Here is a 19,905-nt window from a genome sequence, read left to right on the forward strand (position 1 = left end):
TCATCATGGGTACATCGACTCGACGCGTCGGGGGGACTCGCGGGTCGACTGGAGGACTACCCGTTCGGCGGTCCACGGGGGAATCGCCGAACGGGCCCGACTCATCCATCAGGAGATCCGATGACGACGAACGAGAACGCCCTTCCGAAGGAAGGCGACATCAAGCCGCTCGACAACCACGCGTCGGGCATCGAGATCAAACCGCTGGACAACCATGCCTCGGGCGGTACGCCGCTGCTCGGGCAGGAAGACAAAGCCGCGGGCGAGGAGATCGTGACGCTGGACAACCACGCGTCCGGTCCGCGTCCGTAGCGGAGGCGAGCACGGCACGTACGGGGGAAACGTACGGGGGACCCGCGGGGAACGACTCGGGGGAACGTACGGGGGACGGCGGCCGCGGTGGCCCGGGGGGACCACCGCGGCCGCCGCACGTGCGCGTCCACCGGTCACTGGTGCTCTGACCGGAAAGGTTCACCGCACTAGGCTGAGGGCGTGTTCACCTCACAGGGACCAAGCCTGCGCGAGCTGGCCGTACAGGCCCTCTCGTCCGTCGAGCGCGGTTACGACCTGCTCGCGCCGACGTTCGACGAGACGCCCTTCCGCACCCCCGACCGGATCCTCGACTCCGTCGAGGAGACCCTGGCCCTGCGCGAGGGGTCCTTCGACGCCGGGCTGGACGTGTGCTGCGGCACCGGTGCGGGGCTGGCGATGCTGCGCCGGCTGTGCCGGGGCCGGGTGACGGGGGTCGATCTCAGCGCGGGCATGCTCGCGCGGGCCGCCCTGACCCTCCCCGAGGGGACCGATCTCGTACGGGCGGACGCTCGGGCGCTTCCCGACACGCTCCGCGACACCTACGACCTGGCGGTCAGCTTCGGGGCCTTCGGTCACTTCCTCCCCGCCGAGCGGCCCGCCCTCTTCGGCGCGGTGCACGACGTGCTGCGCCCCGGCGGGGTGTTCGCCTTCCCCGTCGGGGCGCCGCTGCCGCCGGGTTCGCCGCTGTGGTGGGCGACGGCCGGCTTCGACGCGGCGATGCGGGTGCGCAACGCCGTGTGGCGGCCGCCGTTCGTCATGTACTACCGCACCTTCCCCTGGGGCCCGGTCCGCGCGGACCTGCGCGCGGCGGGCTTCACCGTGGAGACGACCCCGCTGGAACACTTCGGTCGCCGCCCCGACGGCAGCCCGCGCTGGCGCCTGGCACTGGCCCGACGCCCGGCCGCCCGCCCGGTGCCCGCGGCCTGATCCCCCGGCGCGGGGGGCTGCCGCGGCGCCGCTGCTCGTCTCAGGCCCGGCGCGCCCGGAGTCTCGTCTTGAGGACCTTGCCGCTCGCGTTGCGCGGCAGGTCGGTGACGAACTCCACCGCCCTCGGCACCTTGTAGTTGGCCATTTCCCGCCGGGACCAGGCGATCAGGTCGTCGGCTGTGAGGGTGGAGCCCGGGCGGCGGACCGCGTAGGCCTTGCCCACCTCGCCCAGGCGCGGGTCCGGGACGCCGACCACCGCGACGTCGGCGATGTCCGGGTGCAGGCCGAGGAGTTGCTCGATCTCGGCCGGGTAGGCGTTGAAGCCGCCGACGATGAACATGTCCTTGATCCGGTCGGTGATGCGCAGGTTCCCGGCCCGGTCGAGCACCCCCACGTCGCCGGTGCGCAGCCAGCCCTCGGGGGTGATGGCGCGGCCCGTCTCGACCGGGTCCTCGAAGTACTCCCGCATGACGTGGTGGCCGCGGACCCACACCTCGCCGGCGGTCCCGACCGGTCGGGGCAGGCCGTCGGGGCCGGCGACCCGCACCTCGGTGTCGGGGATGGCCCGGCCGGAGGTGGCGGCGATGACCTCGGCCTCGTCGCCCCGCCGGCACATGGTGACGATGCCGCCGGCCTCGGAGAGCCCGTACGCGGTGAGGACGACCCCGATGCGCAGCTCTGCCCGCAGCCGTTCGACGAGCCGCAGGGGCACCACGGCGGCGCCGGTGACGACCAGGCGCAGGGCGGACAGGTCGTGGTGGTCGCGCTGGGGGTGGTCGAGGAGGGACTGGTGGAGGGTGGGCGGCCCGGGGAGGACGGAGATCCGTTCGGCGGCGACGTTGGCCAGGACGGTGTCGACGTTGAAGACGGGCTGGGGCACCATCGTGGCCCCGCGCATCAGGCAGGCGATGATGCCGGCCTTGTAGCCGAAGGTGTGGAAGAAGGGGTTCACGATCAGGTAGCGGTCGCCCTCGCGCAGCCCGGCGAGCTCGCTCCACACCTCGTAGCAGCGCAGGGTCTGGGCGTGGGTGATGACGGCGCCCTTGGGGCTGCCGGTGGTGCCCGAGGTGAAGATGATGTCGGAGGGGGCGTCGGGTGCGATGGCGTCGGCGCGTTCGCGGACGACGGAGGCGGGCACGCGGTCGCCGCCCGCCAGGAAGTCCTTCCAGGTGCGGAAGGACTCGGGGGCGTCGTCGGCGAGGACGACGACCTGTTCCAGGTGCGGCAGCCCGGGCAGCGGGCCGGTGCCGGTGCCTTCGGCGGTGGCGCGGCGCAGGGAGGCCACGTAGGAGGTGCCGAGGAAGGTGCCGGTGACGAAGAGGAGTCGGGCGCGGCTGCGTCGCAGGACGTACGCGGCCTCGGCGCCCTTGAAGCGGGTGTTGAGGGGGACGAGCACGGCGCCGGCCGAGACGGCTCCGAGCGCGGAGACGATCCAGTCGAGGGTGTTGGGTGCCCAGACGGCGACCCGGTCGCCCGGTTCGACACCGGCGGCGATGCAGGCCGCCGCGGCGCGTTCGACCCGCTCTCCGAGCTGGGCGTAGCTGACGCGGACGCGGCCGTCGACGACGGCTTCGTGGTCGGCGTGGCGGGCGGCGGCGGCGCGGACCAGGCCGGGGATGCTGCGCCAGCGCAGATCGCCGCGGGGGTCGGCGTCCCCGCTGGAGCGGGCCGCGGCGGTGGCACCGGGCCCGGCCGCGGCGGTGGCACCGGGCCCGGCCGCGGCGGTGACACCTCCATCGTTCGCGTCGCCTCGCGTGGTGCCGTCGTCGCGCCGGTGCTCGCCCATCGTGCGCCTCCCCGAAGCCCAGTAGCTGACTATCCGTCAGATTAGCTGTAGCCTTCGCGGCTGTCAGTACTGGTGCAGCCCCGGAGGTGGCGATGGCGGCAACGCTCAAGGACGCTACGGCAATAGTCGGCATCGGCCAGACCCCCTTTGCCAAACGACTGCCGGGCTCCGAGAAGGAACTGGCCTGCCGGGCCGTCCTGGCGGCGCTCGCGGACGCGGGCATCGAACCCGCCGAGGTGGACGCGTTCGCCTCCTACACGATGGAGGAGACCGACGAGGTGGAGGTCGCCAAGGCCATCGGCGCCGGCGACGTCACCTTCTTCTCGAAGGTCGGCTACGGCGGCGGCGGCTCCTGCGCGACCGTCGGCCACCTCGCCGCCGCCGTCGCCACCGGCCAGGCCTCCGTCGGCGTCGCCTGGCGCTCGCGCAAACGCGGTTCCGGCCCGCGCCCGTGGAAGAACACCGCCGTGCAACTGCCCACGCCCGGCCAGTGGACCCGCCCCTTCGGACTGCTGCGCCCGGCCGACGAGATCGCCATGCTGGCCCGGCGCTACATGCACGAGTATGGGGCCACCCGCGATCACCTCTTCAACGTCGCGATGGCCTGCCGCAACCGGGCCAACGAGAACCCCGCCGCGATGATGTACGAGCGCCCGCTGACCCGCGAGATGTACATGACCTCCCGCATGATCAGCGACCCGCTCTGCCTCTTCGACAACTGCCTGGAGACGGACGGGGCGCTCGCCTGCGTGATCGTCTCCGCCGAACGGGCCCGCGACTGCCGCCAGAGACCCGTCTACGTGCACTCCGTCGCCCAGGGCCTGCCCGCCCAGCACCACGGGATGGTCAACTACTGGAACGACGACCCGCTCTCCGGCCCCGCCTGGACGGCCGCCCGACACCTGTGGAAGCAGGCCGACTTCGGGCCCCGGGACGTGCACGTCGCCCAGATCTACGACGCCTTCACCCCGCTGATCCCGCTCTCCCTGGAGGGCTACGGCTTCTGCGGGCGCGGCGAGGGCGCCGCGTTCACCGAGGGCGGGGCGCTGGAGATGGGCGGCCGGCTCCCGATCAACACCGGGGGCGGCGGCCTGAGCGAGGCCTACGTACACGGTTTCAACCTGATCAACGAGGGCGTCAAGCAACTGCGCGGCGTCTCCACCGCCCAGGTGCCGGACGCCGCGACCTGCCTGGTGACGGCGGGCGAGGGTGTCCCGACGTCCGCGATCCTGCTGAGGAGCTGATCCCCGTGACCGCCGCCGTGACCCCGTCCGCGACGCCCCCCTCCGCGACGACCGCGGACGCGGCCGTTGCCGGTACCGACGCGCTCCTCCTCCCCGTACCGGACGAGGACGGCGCCCCCTTCTGGGAGTACGCCGCCCGGGGCGAACTGCGCGTCCAGGACTGCTCCGACTGCGGTGAACCCCGCTTCCCGCCGCGCCCGTGCTGCCCGCACTGCCAGTCCTTCGCCTCCACGTGGCGGCTGACGAACGGGCGGGGCCGCATCTGGTCCTACGTACGACCCCACCCGCCCCTGCTGCCCGCCTACGCCGCGCAGGCCCCGTACAACGTGATCCTCGTCGAGCTCGCCGACGCCCCGCGGATCCGGCTGGTCGGCAACCTCGTGACCGCGGCCGACGCCCCGCTGGACTCGGTGGACCCGGCCCGGTTGCGCATCGGGGCGCGCGTCCAGGTCGTGTTCACCGAGACCGGCGGGATGGCCGTGCCGCGCTGGATCCTGGAGAAGTCGTGACGGTGCGGGTGGAGCGGGACAAGACGACCGGGGTCGCGGTCGTCACCCTGGACCGGGAACACCGGCACAACGCCGTCGACCTGGACACGGCCGCGGAACTGAGCGCCACGTGGCGGGAGTTCCGCTTCGACGAGGACGTGCGGGCGGTGGTGCTCACGGGCGCGGGCGACGCGGCCTTCTGCACCGGGATCGACCGGTCCGTGCAGGTGCCGCAACCCGCGTCCCCGTACGCGATGGACGATCCGCTGATCGCGATCGGCCCGAAGGCGGCCGACCTGTGGAAACCGGTGGTCGCCGCCGTCAACGGCATGGCGTGCGGCGGGGCGTTCTACCTGCTGGGCGAGTCGGAGTTCATCGTCTCCTCCTCGACGGCGACGTACTTCGACCCGCACACGACCTACGGGATGGTCAGCGCCTACGAGGCCGTGTACATGGCGCAGCGCATGCCCTTCGGCGAGGTCGCCCGGATGTCGCTGATGGGCACGGCCGAACGGCTCTCCGCGCGGCGGGCGTACGAGATCGGCCTGGTCTCGGAACTGACCACGCCCGAGGAACTGTTGCCGGCGGCGCTGCGGTCGGCGCACGTCCTGGCCGGCTACCCGACGGAGGCCGTACAGGGCACCGTGCGCGCGCTCTGGTCGGCGAAACGGGCCGCCCTGCACCAGGCCCTGGACCAGGCGCCGGCGCTGATCACCCTGGGCAACCTGGCGCCGGAGCGACAGGCGGCCCTGTTCACCGACCGGCGATCGGCGCCACGACCGCGGGTGCGCTGACCGTACGGCGCCGACCGGTCCGCCCGGGGCTCAGCGGGTGGACCTCGACTTCGGTTTGGTCGTGCTCTTGGGCTTGCTCGTGGACTTGGGCCTGGAGACGCCGCCGGAACCGCCGGTCGGGGTCGACGACGGGCCGGCCGTCGAGGACGAGACGGCCTCCACGCGCCCGACCACGCACCGCAGGACGTCGGCGGCTCGGTCCGGGAACGTCATCGGCACGTCCACGACGCGGCTCTCGGCGGCCTTCAGCCGCACCTCGGCGGAGCCGGAGTCGACCCGCCCGTTCGCGCCCTCGAAGACCACGGACACCGAGAAGGTGCGCTCGACGCCCGACTCGGAGGTGACCTTGAGCGTGGCCTCGGGCCGGCCCGGACCGGCGCAGGTCACGACCTCGGCGCGGGCGCCGGCCGCGGTGGGGGCCGGGGTGGGCGAGGACGTCGCGGTCCCGCTGCTCCCGCTGGCGCCGCTTCCGCTGCTGCCGCTGTAGGACTTCTTCTTGGAGCCGCTCTTGGAGCTGGAGCAGCCTCCCCCGCCGCTCTTGCTCTTGCCGCTCGACCCGCCGTGCGAGGAGAAGCCGGTGAGCGCGAGCACCACCCCCACGAGGACGGCGATGAACCTGACACGACGTCCAGCCACCATGGCCTGACCCCTCCCCCTGGACAACGGCGCGTCACGCTACCAGCCGTGCGGGGGCGGTGGACCGGGCCGGACGACGCGGCAGCCGGACGTATCGGCATTCGTCCACCCATGACCGGAACAATTCATTCCGCTCTCTTCGCCGCCGGCGAAGATCCGCGGACCGCCGGCCACATCGGACGGAATCCGTGGTTCCATCCCGACGACCGAACCCGGTGGCGGAACCGCACACCCCCGCGTCCCTTCGGTGCACACCGACCACCACGAGGAGCACGGCACCAGTGCGCACCATCTCCACCACCATCACCATCGGCGCGACGCCCGAAGAGGTCTGGGCGACCCTGTCCGACCTGCCCCGCCACTGCGTCTGGAACCCGTACATCCGCGAGGCGTACGGCGAACCGGTACCGGGCGAGCGGCTGATCCTGCGGACGTACCCGGAGGCCGGTGACCCGGTCACGCTGCGGCCGCGGGTCCTGACGGCCAGGCCCGCCGTCGAACTGCGCTGGGTCCGCAGGACGCTCGTACCCGGCCTCCTCGACACCGAGCACTTCTTCCACCTGGCCGAGGGGCCGGGCCGCACCACCCGGCTGGAGCACGGCGAACGCGTCCGCGGGCTGCTCGCCCCCTTCCTCGGCAGGCTCGCGGCGAGGAACGCCCGGGACTTCGCGGCGATGAACGAGGCCCTGCGCGCCCGCGTCGAAGCCGTGCACACCACCCCCTGAGTCGGCCCCGCCCCTGCGGCGTCTTCGCCGGGCCCCCCGCCCGCCCCGTCCGGCGTGCGGGGTCCGGGGGCGGGGGCGTAGCGTCGGATCACGACCGCTCGATCAGGACCGCTACCCCGGAGGGCCGGGCATTGATCCGCAACGTACTCGGCTCCCTGCTCGGTCTGATCGGGGCGGCCGTGGCCGTGTGGAGCCCCTTCCGCGTCTGGTACGAGGGCCGGCGCGGGCTCGACTACCGCCTCGCGGACCTCTTCTCGTCCGCCGGCGTGACCGACGCCAGGGGCGCGCTGCTCGCCTCGTTCCTGATGCCCTTCGTCCTCGCCGCGCTGCTCACCCTCACGGCGGTCCTGCTGCGCTCACGGCTGCTGATGGCCCTCGCGGGGGTGGTCGTCATCGGCTTCGCCGTGCTGTGGATGGTCCGCCAGGGGCAGGCCGCGGGCAGCCTCTCGGTCGGCGGTGACGGCGGGGGCCTCGGCGACGGGGTCGCCAACGCCTTCGGGGGCGGCGCGCTGCTCATCCTCGCGGCGTTCGTGATGCGCGGACGCCCCGCGCGCCGCCGGCCGCGGGACCTCCCCCCGACGGACACCCCGTACCCGCAGGGCGATCCGTACCCGCCGAACACCCCGTACCCGCAGGGCGACCCGTACCCGCAGGGCGACCCGTACCCGCCGGCACCCGACCGGCCGCAGGGGTCGTATCCCCCGGGCTCGACCACTCCGTACCCGCCGCCTTCGGGCCCGGCCGACCCGGCGACCGAGCCGTGGCACCGGCCGCCCCCGCACCGGGAGCAGCCGTAGTCCGTCGGTTCAGCGCGGCGCGTCGGCGGCCGGGCCGCGCCGGCGCAGGTCGCCGAGGGAGTCGACGTACTTGAGCATGAGGCGGGCGAAGTCCAGGCGTTCGTTCTCCGGCCAGTCGGCGGTGATGTACTCGAAGGCCGAGCGCTGATGGCGACGGAAGCGTTCCATGAGTTCGCGCCCGGCCGGGCTGAGGTGGAGCACGCTGCGGCGGCCGTCCTGCTGGGAGGCGCCGCGGACCAGGTAGCCCGCCTTGATGTTGTCGGTGACCATCCGACTCGCGACCGAGGGGTCCACCGCGAGGAGTTCGGCGACCCCTCCGACGGTGATCTCCTGCCCGGGGTCCCGGGTGGCCTCCATGACGTGGTTGAGCACCAGCGTGCGGCTGAGGTCCTTCGCGGAGACGGGGTTCTCGACCTCCAGCAGTGAGGTGCGCCGCAGCTTGGAGAAGGCCGGGCCCACGGCGTCCAGCAGCTCTTCGGCTGTCTTCGGCTCGTTCGGCTCGTTCGTCGTCATGTGTCGCATCGTACATTCATGAAGGTGGCCATATATGTGTTGACCTGAAATTGTGTGCATGCAAGCATGCATATGTACGTCACCATGTACATCACCGTGAAGGAGACCCCGCATGACCGTCCTCGTCACCGGAGCCCGCGGCAGGATCGGGCGGGCGGTCGTCGACCGCCTCCACGCGGCCGGCACCGCCGTCCGCGCCGCCAGTGCCCGACCCGCCGAACCGGCCGTCCCGGCCGGCGTCGACACCGTCGAGCTGGCCCTGAACCGCCCCGAGACCTTCGCCGCCGCACTCGCCGGGATCCGTCGGGTGTTCCTCTACCCCGAGCCCGCCGGCATCCACGACCTGGTCGAGGCCGCCGGGTCCGCCGGCGTGGAGCACGTCGTCCTGTTGTCCTCCGCCTCGGTCCTCGCACCCGGCGCCGACACGGATCCGCTCGCCTCGCACAGCCTTCGGGTCGAACGCGCCCTGGCCGACGCCCCGTTCACCGTGACGCTGCTGCGCCCGGACGCCTTCGCCGGCAACGCGCTGGGTTGGGCGCACCCCATCGGGCGTCGGCAGCCGGTCCGGCTCGCCCACCCCGACGCCGCCCTCGCCCCCATCCACCCCGACGACATCGCCGACATCGCGGTCCGCGCCCTCACCGGCGACGACCTCGCCAGCCGTGCGATCACCCTGACCGGCCCCCAGTCGCTGACGTTCCGCGAGCAGCTCGCCGTCCTCTCCGACGTCCTCGGCCGGGACGTCCCCGTGGAGGAGATCACCCGCGCCGAGGCCGAGCGGGAGATGGGCCGGTACATGCCGGCTCCCGTGGTCGGTTCCCTGCTCGACCTGTGGGCCGCCGCCACCGTGACCCCGGTCGCCCTCGCCGACACCACCGAGACCCTGTTCGGCACCCCCGCCCGCACCTTCGCCCGGTGGGCCCGCGAGAACGCCGCCGCCTTCGCCGGCCACTGACCGCCGCGCGCCCGACCGCCGGGGGTGAACGGGCCCGGACATGGCGGCGGCCCCGATCCCCCCGAAGGGGGCGGGGCCGTCCGGCGGGAAGGCGGGTGGGTCAGATCACTTCTCGACGACGCCCGAGGCCGCGATCTCGATCTTGGCGCGGGTGGCGCCGGACTGGGAACCGAGGGACTCGATCTTCTGGACCAGGTCCGAACCCTCGACGACCTCGCCGAAGACGACGTGCTTGCCGTCGAGCCACGGGGTGACGACGGTGGTGATGAAGAACTGCGAGCCGTTGGTGTTGCGGCCGGCGTTCGCCATCGACAGCAGGAACGGGCGGTCGTGCTTCAGGTCGAAGTTCTCGTCGGCGAACTTCTCGCCGTAGATGCTCTTGCCGCCGGTGCCGTTCTGGTTGGTGAAGTCGCCACCCTGCAGCATGAACTGGGGGATGACGCGGTGGAACGGCGAACCCGCGTAGCCGAAGCCGTGCTGACCGGTGGCCAGCTCGCGGAAGTTCGTCGCCGTCTTCGGAACGACCTCGTCGAAGAGGTTGAAGACGATGCGGCCGGCGGCCTCGCCGTTGATGTTGATGTCGAAGTAAACGTTGCTCATGGGGTCCATCCTGTCACTCCCGGTGCGGTACGCGAATCGGCGGGGCCGCGCCGCCGTCACGTGCCGGTACGGGTACCCGTCCCCTTCGCCGCGTCCAGGGCGTACACGCAGCGGTCCTTGCTGCACGCGTAGACCACCCCCGCCTCCGCCACCGGGGCCCCGGTGATCTCGCCGCCGGTCGCCAGCTTCCAGCGGAGCTGACCGCCCGCCGCGTCGAGGGTGTACAGGCAGTGGTCCGCCGAGCCGAAGTGCACCCGGCCGTCCGCGACCGCCGGCAGGCCGGTGATCTCGCCGCCCGCCGCGAACCGCCACTTCGGGGTCCCGGTGACCGCGTCGAGCGTGTACAGGGCGCTGCCCGAGCCCAGGTGGACGTTGCCGTTGGCCACGACCACCGGGTCCGCCGCCGGACGGGGCTCGGTGGCGATGCGCCAGCGGTCCTTGCCGGTGACCGCGTCGAGGGCGTAGACGGTGCCCAGGTAGTCGACGAGGTAGACCCCGCCGCCGGTCACGGCCGCGCCCGGCGCGAAGGCAGGGGCCGCCAGGAACACCGCCGGGGCCTCGAAGTGCCAGCGGACCCGGCCGGAGGCCCGGTCCACGGACAGCACGCGGGTGCCGGCGGCGACGTAGACGTTGCCGTCGGGGGCCGGTGTGACGCGCACGGGGACGTTGCCGCACGCGGCCGCGTCTCCGACGGGATACGACCAGGCCTCCAGGCCGCTGCGGGCGTCCAGGGCCCGCAGCCGGGCGTCCTGCCACACGTAGACGGTGCCCTCGTGCAGGACGGGCGCCGCCTCGGGGGTCTCGAAGTCGCTCTGGGCGCCGGCGAGCTCCCAGAGCTTCTGACCGTTGGAGGCCTCCCAGCCCTGGACGCCGCCGCCGCGGGTGGCGGTGATGACGGTGCCCCGCTCGGCGCGCAGCGCGTACACCCAGGCGTCGGTGGCCAGCCGCCACCGCTCGGAGCCGTCGGAGGAGTCCAGCGCGTACAGGGAGGGGCCGTCGGAGGCGTGGATGCGCCCGTCGGAGACGGCCATGGACCAGGCGACGTCCCGGGTCTTGAACTGCCGGCGACCGCTGCCGACGTCCAGGGCGTGCACCTCGAAGGAGGTGACGTAGAGCAGGTCGCCCGCGACGGTCGGGGTGCCCCAGACCTCGTTGGACATGCGGAAGCGCCACGGGCGCCAGCGGCCGCTGTCCGGGGACGGGCCGGGGCTCGGGACGGCGGGCGCACCGGTCACGGCCGGTACGGCCTCCACCGCCGAGGCGCCGCCGCCGGGCGGCCGGATCCAGCCCGTCGCCTTGTCGGCCACCATCGCGGAGGACGCGGCGGCCGTGGCGCGCGGACCGGGCCCGATCGGCACGGGCGAGGCGCCGAGCCGGACGGGATCGCCGGAGGGCACCAGGCCCGGCTGCGGCGGGTGGTGCGGGCGCGGCGGGGCGGCCTGGCCGGTGCGCGGGTCCGCCCAGGGGTCGCTCCCGCGTTGGCGGCGGTGCGTGGCGGGGCCGGAGACCGGTCCGTGGCCGCCGTCCCCGGAGGCGGGCCGGCCCGGCGCGGGACGACCGGATCCGGGGCGGCCGGACGGGACGGCCGCCGTGCGCAGGCCCGCGCGCCGGGCCTCGATCATCGCGACGGCGCGGCCCGGGAGCCACGCCGAGGCGGTCCCGCTGTCGTCGTCGCCGTCGAAGAGGTGCGGGGCCAGTTGCGCCTGGAGGTCGGCGGGGCTGGGGCGCCGGCCAGCCTCCATCTGCATGCAGGACTCGATGAGGGGCCGCAGTTCGTCGGGGAGCCCTTCGAGGTTGGGACCCTCGCGCAGCAGCATGAACACCGTCTCGACGGGGTTCGCGCCGTGGTACGGCGGGTGGCCGGTCGCGGCGAAGACCAGCGTGGAGCCGAGCGAGAACACGTCGCTGGCGCCCTTGACGCTGCGCGAGTCCTTGGCCTGCTCGGGCGACATGTAGGCGGGGGTGCCCACGGCGACGTTCGTCATGGTCAGGCGGGTGTTGGAGACCCCGCTGGCGATGCCGAAGTCGATGACGCGCGGGCCGTCCTCGACGACGAGCACGTTGGACGGCTTCAGGTCGCGGTGGACGAGTCCGGCGCCGTGGATGGACTGCAGGGCCTCGGCGATGCCGGCCGCGAGCCACCGCACGGCCTGCGCGGGCATGGGCCCGCACTCGTTGACGATCTCCTCCAGCGAGGGCGCCGGGACGTACGCCGTGGCCAGCCAGGGCACCGCGGCGCGCGGGTCGGCGTCGACGACGGCGGCGGTGTAGAAGCCGGAGACGGCGCGCGCCGCCTCCACCTCGCGGGTGAAGCGCACCCGGAACAACTGATCCTCGGCGAGTTCGGTCCGCACCGTCTTGATCGCGACCCGACGTCCGGACGCCGACCGCGCGAGATAGACCAGCCCCATGCCGCCGGCGCCGAGCCGTCCCAGCACCTCGAAGGGGCCGATCCGTCTCGGGTCGTGCTGCGTCAGCTGCTCCACCACTCGCCTCCACACCTCCCCGTACGGGCCCACGCCGGACCCGCTTCCACCAGCACGCGCACCGGCACGGCGGTCGGTTTCGCGCAGGGCCGCCCGTGCGGGTCTCACCCGTGCGGAGGTTCGCCCCACCGCACCCGTGCAGCGTCTCACCCCGGCGGTGCCGGACGTCGCGCATGCTCGATTCTGTCAGGCCCGCGCCTGGTCCGGCCCCGGGTCAGGGGTGGGTTTCGGGAGCGGCTTTCGTACGGGGCTCGGAGAGCAGGCCGAAGACGGCCCCCTGATTGTCCGCGACGACGGCGATCCGCCCGTACGGCGTGTCGAAGGGATCTGCGGTGACGCGGCCGCCGAGTCGCTGCACGGTGGCGACGGTCTGGTCGCAGTCCGGGACGGCGAAGTAGACGAGGAAGTGCGCGGGCATGATCTCCGGGAAGGCGTCGGTGATCAGGCTGCGCCCCAGCACGGCGGTGTCGGATCCGGGCCGGGTGCCGGGCGGGGACCAGACGCGGTACTCGATGCCGGTCTCGGCGTCGTCCTGGTCCTCGGGGACGTAGCCGAAGACCTTGTCGTAGAAGACGTCCACGGCGTCGCGGGCCCGCGTGTAGACCTCCGACCAGCAGTAGGTGTAGGGCTGTTGCTGCGATTCGAAGCCGTAGTGGGTGCCGGGCTGCCACAGTCCGAAGACGGCCCCGCCGGGGTCGGCCGCCATGGCGGCCGTGCCGTACGGGCCCACGGGCTGGGGGTCCATCACCATCTGGCCGCCGGCGGCCCGGATGCGGGCGGCGCAGGCGTACGCGTCGGAGGTGTACAGGTAGACGCCCCAGACGGTGGGCATGCGGCCGTCGGGCTTGGGCGCGAGGGCGGCCACGTTGTGGCCCCGGGCGTAGGCCTGCGTGTAGTGGCCGTACTGGGCGCCCGCGCTGTCGCCGAAGGACCATCCGAAGAGCTCACCGTAGAAGCGCTTGCCCGCCTCGACGTCCGGAAGCGAGGCGTCCACCCAGCAGGGGGAGCCTTCCGCGAATGCGGCCATCAGCCCGGTTCCTTCCGTTGTGCGGGGGTGTGTACCCTCCGTACCTCCCAGCCATGATGTGTCCGAAAACTTGTCCACAGCCTGTTGACAAGACTATTCGGGGGATACGTCACGATACGCGCGGGGTCCCGATCGGGGGTGTGGGCGCATCGCGCTCGTCTGCGAGGCGGCTCGCGAGCGCGGGCGGAGGCGGGGGGCGGGGGCGGCTCGCGAGCGCGGGCGGGGCACGGGAGCGGCGCCGCCGATGCGCGCCGGCCGGAAACCGCCGGCGCGAACCTTTCCCCGGGGCGGCGGATCCGCTTCCCGCGAGACCGGTCGAGGAGCCGGCCCGCAGCCGCTCCCGTGCAGGCCGGCGGCCCCGTAACCCCATTTGCAGGCGGCCGAATAGCGCGCCGATCACCCCTCGGTAAGCTGACGGCATGACAGGACAAGTACGCACCGTCGACGGGCGTGTCGCCGGCCGGCGCGGCCAGGCGACGCGGCAGAAGCTGCTCGACTGCCTCGGCGAGATGCTCAGCTCCTCGCCGTACCGCGACGTCAAGGTGATCGACGTCGCCCGCAAGGCCGGAACCTCCCCCGCGACCTTCTACCAGTACTTCCCGGACGTCGAGGGCGCCGTCCTGGAGATCGCCGAACAAATGGCCACGGAGGGCGCGCAGTTGACGGCGCTCGTCGAAGGTCGCAACTGGGTCGGCAAGGCCGGCTGGGCGGCGGCCGAGGAACTCGTCGAAGGCTTCCTGGAGTTCTGGCGGCGCAACGACGCGATCCTCCGGGTCGTCGACCTCGGCGCGGCCGAGGGCGACAAGCGGTTCTACAAGATCCGCATGAAGATCCTGAACTCCGTCACCAACTCCCTCACGGAGTCGATGAAGGAGCTCCAGGCCAAGGGCAAGGTCGACAAGGACCTCAGCCCGGCGGCGATGGCCGGATCGCTGGTCGCGATGCTGGCCGCCGTCGCCTCGCACCAGAAGGGCTTCCAGACCTGGGGCGTCAAGCAGGCCGAGCTGAAGCCGAACCTGGCGCTGCTCGTCCACCTCGGCATCACCGGCAAGAAGCCGACCAAGTAGCGGCGGACCCCGGGCCCCCGCCAGGGGTCCTGGTCCGCCGCCCGGGCCCGCTCCCGCAGCCCCCACCACCCCGCCGGCACCCACCGGCTTCCCGCCGGACTCCACCGGCTCTCCGCCGGGCTTCAACCGGATCCCGGATCTCCGCCGCGATCAGCGACGCTCCAGGCGGAACAGCCGGATCTCGCGCTCGATGCGCGCCTGGTACGTCGCGTACGGCGGCCAGAACCTCAGCGCCGCCTGCCACGCCGCCGCGCGTTCCTCGCCCTGCAACAGCCGGGCCCGCACGGCGATGTCCCGACCGCGCCAGCTCACGTCCGCGTCCGGGTGCCTGAGCAGGTTCCCGGTCCAGGCCGGGTGTCCGGGGCGGCCGAAGTTCGAGCCGATCAGCAGCCAACTCGCGCCGTCGTCCTCCGGCATGCAGGCGAGCGGCGTGGTGCGCGGCAGGCCGGACTTGGCGCCCTTGGCGGTGAGGATCACGCCGGGCAGCATCCGCGCGCTCAGGATGACCTTGCCGCGGGTCAGCCGGTGCACGGCCTTGTCCAGCGCCGGGATGACGTGCGGTGCGATCTTGGCGAACAGCATGGTCGAGGAGACCTTCTGCATCAGCCTGACGCCGACGGGAGCCATCAGACGGCCACCCTCTCCGTTGTGGTGGTCGGTACGGACGGACCGAAGAGGCCCGCCCGCCGGGCGGCGTGCGCCCGCAGCCGGTGCACCGGCCCGAAGAGCAGCTCGTCGGCCGCGGCCCGCTTGAAGTAGAGGTGCGCGTCGTGTTCCCAGGTGAAGCCGATGCCGCCGTGCAGTTGGATCGCCTCGCCCGAGGTGATGCGCAGCGCCTCCAGCGCCTGCGCGAGGGCGAGGGCGCCCTGGTCGGGGTCCCAGGCGGCGTAGTAGGCGGCGGAGCGGGCCGCCTGCACCTGGACGTACAGGTCCGCGAGGCGGTGTTTGACCGCCTGGAAGGACCCGATGGCGCGGCCGAACTGCTCGCGCTGCCGTACGTGGTCCACGGTGCGGGCCAGCGCCTGCGCCGCCGCTCCGACCGCCTCGGCGGCCAGCACGCCGGCCGCGGTGCGCCCCGCGGCGGCGAGGGCCGCCGGCACGTCCCCCAGCCCGTCCCCCAGCAACTCCGCCGCCACGTCCCGCAGTTGGACACGGCCCTGCGGCCTGGTCTCGTCCAGGGTGGACTGCCGGGCCCGTACGAGTCCGGGCGCGTCCTCCCGCACGAGGAACAGCAGGGTCCGACTGCGGGCGAAGCCGCCGGTGTGCGCGGCGACCAGGAGCAGTCCGGCGCTGTGGCCGTCCAGCACCTGGGGGACCTCCCCGTAGAGCCGCCAGCCGTTCTCCCCCGGCGTGGCCTGCACCCCGCCGGCGCGCCCGCCGCCGGCCCACTCCCCCGCCGCGTTGTCCCCGGTCAGCGCGAGGGCCGTGGCCAGCGCGGGCCCCGGTACGGCGAGCGCGGCGGTCAGCCCGCCGGCCGCGAGCGGGGGCAGCAGCGCGGCGCGCTGGGCCTCCGTCCCGAGGGTGGTGACCAGCGGCGCGGCGAGCACGGCGGTGGCGAGCAGCGGCGAGGGCAGCAGGACCCGCCCGGTCTCCTCGCAGGCGAGCGCGAGATCGGCCGGGGCGCATCCGACGCCGCCGTACTCCTCGGCGATGGCGATGCCCGGCAGGCCGAGTCGGCCGGCCAGTTGTCGCCACAGTTCGCGGTCGTGTCCGGCGGCGGTCCGGACGGCGGCCCTGACCTCGTCCGGGCCGCAGCGTTTGCCCAGGATTTCGCGCAGGGTGCGGCGCATCTCGTGCTGCTCCGCGGTGAAGGCGGCATCCATCGTCGGGCTCCTCCCCGTATCTGACGGGCCGTCATGTTAGGGCGGTGGGAGCCAGATGCACAGGGGGCGGGCGAGGAGGGTTCGACGACCCGCGAAGGGGGCGGTCAGCGGCGGCCCCGCCCGCCGAGGAGCCCGGCGACCGCGAGGAGCACGCAGCCGAGGCCGGCCATGACGGCGTTGCCGAGGATCTCGTGGCCGGTGGGGACGAGGAACCGCAGGAAGCCCAGGAAGCGGATGAAGCCGAACCACTCGTGCAACAGGGCGCTGACGCCACCGACGAGGAGGGCGCCGCCGAGCAGGGCCACCATCCCCTTGAGCGGGTGGCCGGCGGAGGGCGAGGAGGTCATGGGGACACCGTAGGAACCGGGGCGCGGCACCCGCATCGGACTTCCGGCGCGAACGGTCGCGACGAAAGAGAACAACCACCCGAACCACGGCTCGCACCCTGGCGCCTGACGCATCGTCAGCTATACCGTCGCCCCATGCCTGGACTGCCTGGACCGATCCGAACCCCCACCGCCCCCACCGCCCCCACACCGCGCCGCCGGGTCGCGGTCGCCGGCGTCGCCCTCTCGGACTGCGGCCGGGTGGACGGCCCCACCCCCTACGCCCTGCACGCGCAGGCCGCGCGCCGGGCCCTCGTCGACTCCGGCCTCGACCGCTGCGTCATCGACGGCTTCGCCTCCGCCGGCCTCGGCACCCTGGCCCCGATCGAGGTGGCCGAGTACCTGGGACTGCGCCCCACCTGGGTCGACTCCACCTCGGTCGGCGGCTCCACCTGGGAGGTCATGGCGGCCCACGCGGCCGACGCCATCGCCGCCGGCCACGCCCGGGCCGTCCTGCTGGTCTACGGATCCACCGCCCGCGCCGACATCAAGGCCCGCCGGCGCACCGCGAACCTCTCCTTCGGCGCGCGCGGACCCCTCCAGTTCGAGGTCCCGTACGGACACACGCTGGTCGCCAAGTACGCGATGGCCGCCCGTCGCCACATGCACGAGTACGGCACGACCCTGGAACAGCTCGCGTCGGTGGCCGTACAGGCCCGGGCGAACGCCGCCACCAACCCGGACGCCATGTTCCGCACCCCGCTGACCGTGGACGAGGTCCTCTCCTCCGACATGATCGCGGACCCGTTCACCAAACTGCACTGCTGCATCCGCTCCGACGGCGGCTGCGCGGTACTGCTGGTCGCGGAGGACCTCGTACCGGACACCGCGAAGGCCCCGGTCTGGATCCTGGGCGCCGGCGCGTCCGTCTCCCACACCACCATGTCGCAATGGGAGGACTTCACCGTCTCCCCGGCCGCCGTCTCCGGCCGCCAGGCCTTCGAGCGCGCCGGGCTGACCCCCGCGGACATCGATCTCGCCGAGATCTACGACGCCTTCACGTACATGACCCTCGTGACGCTGGAGGACCTCGGCTTCTGCGCGAAGGGCGAGGGCGGGGCGTTCGTCGAGAAGGGCCGACTGCTGCGCGACGGCGAACTCCCGGTCAACACCGACGGCGGCGGCCTCTCGGCCTGCCACCCCGGCATGCGCGGCCTCTTCCTGCTGGTCGAGGCCGTACGCCAACTCCGCGGCGAGGCCGGCGCCGGCCAGGTCACCAAGGCGGGCGGCCGACTCCCCGAGGTGGCCCTGGCCTCGGGCACGGGCGGCTGGTTCTGCTCCTCGGGGACGGTCATCCTGGGCCGGGGCTGAGACCTCGGCACGGCCGGCGCGGCCGCGTGCAGTCCTGCCGTCCTGCCGTCCTGCCGTCAATGGATGAACCCGGCCATTGCCCGTGCGCGGGGCCGCCCCCCGTCGGCCTCGCGGCAGAACCGCCCGGCGCGGCGACAGTTCCCGACCCAGGAGACGATCACCCACCCACCACCACCTCCGGCGGCGCCTCCGTGGGGGCCGTGCCCGAAACCGTGCGGGGAGCCGCGCTCGAAACCCTCTACGCGCCCGCCGTGCGACTCGGGAGCCGTGCCCGGCCTTGCGCCGGGACCTTGCTCGGGACCTTGCTCGGGAGCCGTACCCGGAGCCATCGCCGGGACCTTCGCCGGCGCCCTGCCCGGGCCCCTAGCCGGAACCTTCGCCGGGACCGCGCCCGCAGGCCCGGACGGCACCTTCGCAACGGACGCCCCGGCGGCCGGGATCGCCGCGGGCGGCGACGCGCGGGTTGGCGTCGCGCGGGCGGCGACGCGCGGGTTGGCGTCGCGCGGGTGGGCGTCGCGGGCGGCGACGCGCGGGTTGGCGACGCGCGGGTGGGCGTCGGGGCCACGACCGCGGGTCGGCGAGACCCTCGGCATCGGCTCCACCGGAGCCGACGACCGCATCCCGACGGGGAACCGGCCGGCCGGCCCACCCTCGGCCTACCCTCTCCGCCGGCCCGCACGCCACGACCACCCGGGCCAACGGGGGCCGCACCGGGCGCCCGCCTGACGCTCATGTCGACCCATCCAATGACAATCCACCCCTTGGTGCGATGGTGTTCGATGGCGCCATGACCAGTGAGACGAGCGACGCCGACTTCCACGCCACCCTCCACTCCCTGCGCGTGTGGGACACCCGGCTGCCCACCTTCGACCCCGACACGGCACCGACCGACCCGCTGCCCCTGTTCCGGGAGTGGCTCGTGGACGCCGCCAAGGCCGGACAGCTCGAACCGCACACGATGACCCTGGCCACGGTCGACGCCGAAGGGCGGCCCGACGTCCGCACGCTGATGCTGCACGACGCCGACGAACGCGGCTGGCACTTCGCCTCGCACGCCACCAGCGAGAAGGGCCGCCAGCTCGCGGCGCGACCGGAAGCCGCACTCGGCTTCTACTGGCCCACCGTGGGCCGACAGATCCGACTCCGCGGCCGGGTCACGGCATGCGGACCCGAGGAAAGCCGCGCGGACCTCGCGGTCAGGTCCCGCGGTGCGCTCGCCGCCGCGCTGACGGGACACCAGAGTGAGGTCCTGCCCTCCCTCACGGACCTCGCCGAAGCCTCGGCGGCGGCATGGGAGCGCGCGGGCGCCGAGCCTGACGCGGTGGCACCGACGTGGACGCGGTACGTGCTCGACGCGACGGAGGCCGAGTTCTTCCAGGGCGACGCGGCCCGCCGCCACACCCGCCTCCACTACCGCCGCACCCCCACCACCCCCTGGACCCGAACCCTCCTCTGGCCGTAACGGGCCGGACCCGCGCCCTGCTCACGGGGCCCCGCCCCGCGCCTCAAACGCCGGCGAGGCTGGATGTGCGGGTCCGTACCCGACTGGTGTTCCGCGCCAACGGAGGCCCGAATGTGCGGCTCCGCGCCGTCGCGCGAAGCGGCCCCGACTCCGTCGCGCTTTCCGGGGCTCCGCCCCGTACCCCGCGCCTCAAACGCCGGCGAGGCTGGATTGGCGGCCCCAAACCGGGGGGGGTGACCCGTACCCTGCGCCTTAAGCGCCGGCGGAGCTGGGATTGGCCGGCCCCGAACCCGGAAGGGGCCCGTACGCGCGCCTCAAACGCCGGCGAGGCTCGATTGCGGGCCTGGACCGGGAGGGTGGCCCCGTATCCGTGCGCCTCAAGCGCCGGCCGGGCTGGATTTGCCGGACCGTGCCGGAGAAGCGGCCCGTACTCCTGCGCCTCATACGCCGGCGGGGTTGGGATTGGCCGGCCCGTACCGGAAGGCGAAGCGGCTCGGTCCTGCCGGGGAGGTTGATCCGACCGGGGGTGGACGGTTTGGTCGGGGGCGGGGACGGGGTGGGGTGTC

The 19,905-nt window shown here is 73.6% G+C and carries 20 protein-coding genes; 11 read left to right on the forward strand and 9 right to left on the reverse strand.

All coding sequences use genetic code 11. The features are described 5' to 3' along the window. The first annotated feature begins 120 nt into the window (after positions 1 to 120). A complete protein-coding gene (locus ACIRO3_RS32265; protein ID WP_361777113.1) occupies positions 121 to 312 on the forward strand; it encodes a hypothetical protein in 192 nt (63 codons plus the stop codon). Positions 313 to 492: 180 nt separating this feature from the next. After that, a complete protein-coding gene (locus ACIRO3_RS32270) occupies positions 493 to 1,239 on the forward strand; it encodes a class I SAM-dependent methyltransferase (protein WP_361777116.1) in 747 nt (248 codons plus the stop codon). A 40-nt stretch (positions 1,240 to 1,279) separates the two neighbouring features. Here the strand turns inward: ACIRO3_RS32270 and ACIRO3_RS32275 are convergent, their stop codons facing one another. Next, positions 1,280 to 3,025 (reverse strand): FadD3 family acyl-CoA ligase, encoded by a 1,746-nt coding sequence (locus ACIRO3_RS32275; RefSeq protein ID WP_404142740.1) that lies wholly within the window; start codon positions 3,023 to 3,025, stop codon positions 1,280 to 1,282. A 92-nt stretch (positions 3,026 to 3,117) separates the two neighbouring features. Between ACIRO3_RS32275 and ACIRO3_RS32280 the strand changes: the two genes are divergently transcribed. Genes ACIRO3_RS32280 through ACIRO3_RS32290 form a run of 3 tightly spaced genes read left to right on the forward strand, consistent with a single transcriptional unit; the run spans position 3,118 to position 5,551 of the window. Further along, positions 3,118 to 4,269 carry a lipid-transfer protein gene (locus tag ACIRO3_RS32280; RefSeq protein ID WP_404142743.1) on the forward strand — a complete coding sequence of 384 codons (1,152 nt, stop codon included), beginning with the start codon at positions 3,118 to 3,120 and terminating at the stop codon, positions 4,267 to 4,269. A gap of 5 nt (positions 4,270 to 4,274) precedes the next feature. Next, positions 4,275 to 4,778 carry a Zn-ribbon domain-containing OB-fold protein gene (locus ACIRO3_RS32285; RefSeq protein ID WP_404142746.1) on the forward strand — a complete coding sequence of 168 codons (504 nt, stop codon included), beginning with the start codon at positions 4,275 to 4,277 and terminating at the stop codon, positions 4,776 to 4,778. Further along, positions 4,775 to 5,551, forward strand: a complete 777-nt coding sequence (locus tag ACIRO3_RS32290; RefSeq protein ID WP_404142748.1) for an enoyl-CoA hydratase/isomerase family protein — start codon at positions 4,775 to 4,777, stop codon at positions 5,549 to 5,551. The genes ACIRO3_RS32285 and ACIRO3_RS32290 overlap by 4 nt, the downstream gene beginning before the upstream one ends. A gap of 30 nt (positions 5,552 to 5,581) precedes the next feature. Here ACIRO3_RS32290 and ACIRO3_RS32295 read toward each other — a convergent pair whose 3' ends face one another. Continuing rightward, positions 5,582 to 6,190 carry a hypothetical protein gene (locus tag ACIRO3_RS32295; RefSeq protein ID WP_404142750.1) on the reverse strand — a complete coding sequence of 203 codons (609 nt, stop codon included), beginning with the start codon at positions 6,188 to 6,190 and terminating at the stop codon, positions 5,582 to 5,584. 278 nt (positions 6,191 to 6,468) lie between these two features. Between ACIRO3_RS32295 and ACIRO3_RS32300 the strand changes: the two genes are divergently transcribed. Both ACIRO3_RS32300 and ACIRO3_RS32305 read left to right on the forward strand, forming a co-directional pair. Then, entirely contained in the window at positions 6,469 to 6,912 is a 444-nt protein-coding gene (locus ACIRO3_RS32300) for an SRPBCC family protein (protein WP_404142753.1), read from the forward strand. A 131-nt stretch (positions 6,913 to 7,043) separates the two neighbouring features. Continuing rightward, positions 7,044 to 7,709 carry a hypothetical protein gene (locus tag ACIRO3_RS32305; RefSeq protein ID WP_404142756.1) on the forward strand — a complete coding sequence of 222 codons (666 nt, stop codon included), beginning with the start codon at positions 7,044 to 7,046 and terminating at the stop codon, positions 7,707 to 7,709. A gap of 9 nt (positions 7,710 to 7,718) precedes the next feature. Here the strand turns inward: ACIRO3_RS32305 and ACIRO3_RS32310 are convergent, their stop codons facing one another. Beyond that, entirely contained in the window at positions 7,719 to 8,222 is a 504-nt protein-coding gene (locus ACIRO3_RS32310; RefSeq protein WP_404142758.1) for a MarR family winged helix-turn-helix transcriptional regulator, read from the reverse strand. Positions 8,223 to 8,334: 112 nt separating this feature from the next. Here ACIRO3_RS32310 and ACIRO3_RS32315 point away from each other — a divergent pair, with 112 nt between their 5' ends. Further along, positions 8,335 to 9,177 (forward strand): NAD(P)H-binding protein, encoded by an 843-nt coding sequence (locus ACIRO3_RS32315; protein ID WP_404142760.1) that lies wholly within the window; start codon positions 8,335 to 8,337, stop codon positions 9,175 to 9,177. Between the two features lie 105 nt (positions 9,178 to 9,282). Here the strand turns inward: ACIRO3_RS32315 and ACIRO3_RS32320 are convergent, their stop codons facing one another. The 3 genes from ACIRO3_RS32320 to ACIRO3_RS32330 form a co-directional block, all read right to left on the reverse strand. Then, positions 9,283 to 9,777, reverse strand: coding sequence for a peptidylprolyl isomerase (locus ACIRO3_RS32320; RefSeq protein WP_361777146.1), 495 nt, complete (start codon positions 9,775 to 9,777; stop codon positions 9,283 to 9,285). Between the two features lie 56 nt (positions 9,778 to 9,833). Further along, positions 9,834 to 12,266 (reverse strand): PQQ-binding-like beta-propeller repeat protein, encoded by a 2,433-nt coding sequence (locus ACIRO3_RS32325; protein WP_365998511.1) that lies wholly within the window; start codon positions 12,264 to 12,266, stop codon positions 9,834 to 9,836. A gap of 211 nt (positions 12,267 to 12,477) precedes the next feature. Then, on the reverse strand, positions 12,478 to 13,290 hold the full coding sequence (locus tag ACIRO3_RS32330) for a VOC family protein (RefSeq protein ID WP_361777152.1): 813 nt from the start codon (positions 13,288 to 13,290) through the stop codon (positions 12,478 to 12,480). A gap of 419 nt (positions 13,291 to 13,709) precedes the next feature. Here ACIRO3_RS32330 and ACIRO3_RS32335 point away from each other — a divergent pair, with 419 nt between their 5' ends. After that, positions 13,710 to 14,357: a TetR family transcriptional regulator gene (locus ACIRO3_RS32335; protein ID WP_361777155.1), complete on the forward strand. Its 648-nt coding sequence runs from the start codon at positions 13,710 to 13,712 to the stop codon at positions 14,355 to 14,357. A 150-nt stretch (positions 14,358 to 14,507) separates the two neighbouring features. Here ACIRO3_RS32335 and ACIRO3_RS32340 read toward each other — a convergent pair whose 3' ends face one another. The 3 genes from ACIRO3_RS32340 to ACIRO3_RS32350 form a co-directional block, all read right to left on the reverse strand. Continuing rightward, a complete protein-coding gene (locus ACIRO3_RS32340) occupies positions 14,508 to 14,984 on the reverse strand; it encodes a nitroreductase family deazaflavin-dependent oxidoreductase (protein WP_365998512.1) in 477 nt (158 codons plus the stop codon). Beyond that, on the reverse strand, positions 14,984 to 16,180 hold the full coding sequence (locus ACIRO3_RS32345; RefSeq protein WP_404142765.1) for an acyl-CoA dehydrogenase family protein: 1,197 nt from the start codon (positions 16,178 to 16,180) through the stop codon (positions 14,984 to 14,986). The genes ACIRO3_RS32340 and ACIRO3_RS32345 overlap by 1 nt, the downstream gene beginning before the upstream one ends. A gap of 104 nt (positions 16,181 to 16,284) precedes the next feature. Next, the gene (locus ACIRO3_RS32350; RefSeq protein WP_404142768.1) at positions 16,285 to 16,527 is read right to left on the reverse strand and encodes a hypothetical protein; all 243 of its coding nucleotides are present in this window, start codon (positions 16,525 to 16,527) and stop codon (positions 16,285 to 16,287) included. 135 nt (positions 16,528 to 16,662) lie between these two features. Here ACIRO3_RS32350 and ACIRO3_RS32355 point away from each other — a divergent pair, with 135 nt between their 5' ends. Together ACIRO3_RS32355 and ACIRO3_RS32360 are read left to right on the forward strand one after the other, a co-directional pair. Then, positions 16,663 to 17,877 (forward strand): thiolase C-terminal domain-containing protein, encoded by a 1,215-nt coding sequence (locus tag ACIRO3_RS32355; RefSeq protein WP_404142771.1) that lies wholly within the window; start codon positions 16,663 to 16,665, stop codon positions 17,875 to 17,877. A 787-nt stretch (positions 17,878 to 18,664) separates the two neighbouring features. Beyond that, entirely contained in the window at positions 18,665 to 19,339 is a 675-nt protein-coding gene (locus tag ACIRO3_RS32360; protein WP_404142773.1) for a pyridoxal 5'-phosphate synthase, read from the forward strand. Positions 19,340 to 19,905: the final 566 nt, after the last annotated feature.

This window comes from Streptomyces sp. NPDC102278 (assembly GCF_044766345.1).
In the GTDB taxonomy this organism is placed as follows: Bacteria; Actinomycetota; Actinomycetes; order Streptomycetales; family Streptomycetaceae; genus Streptomyces.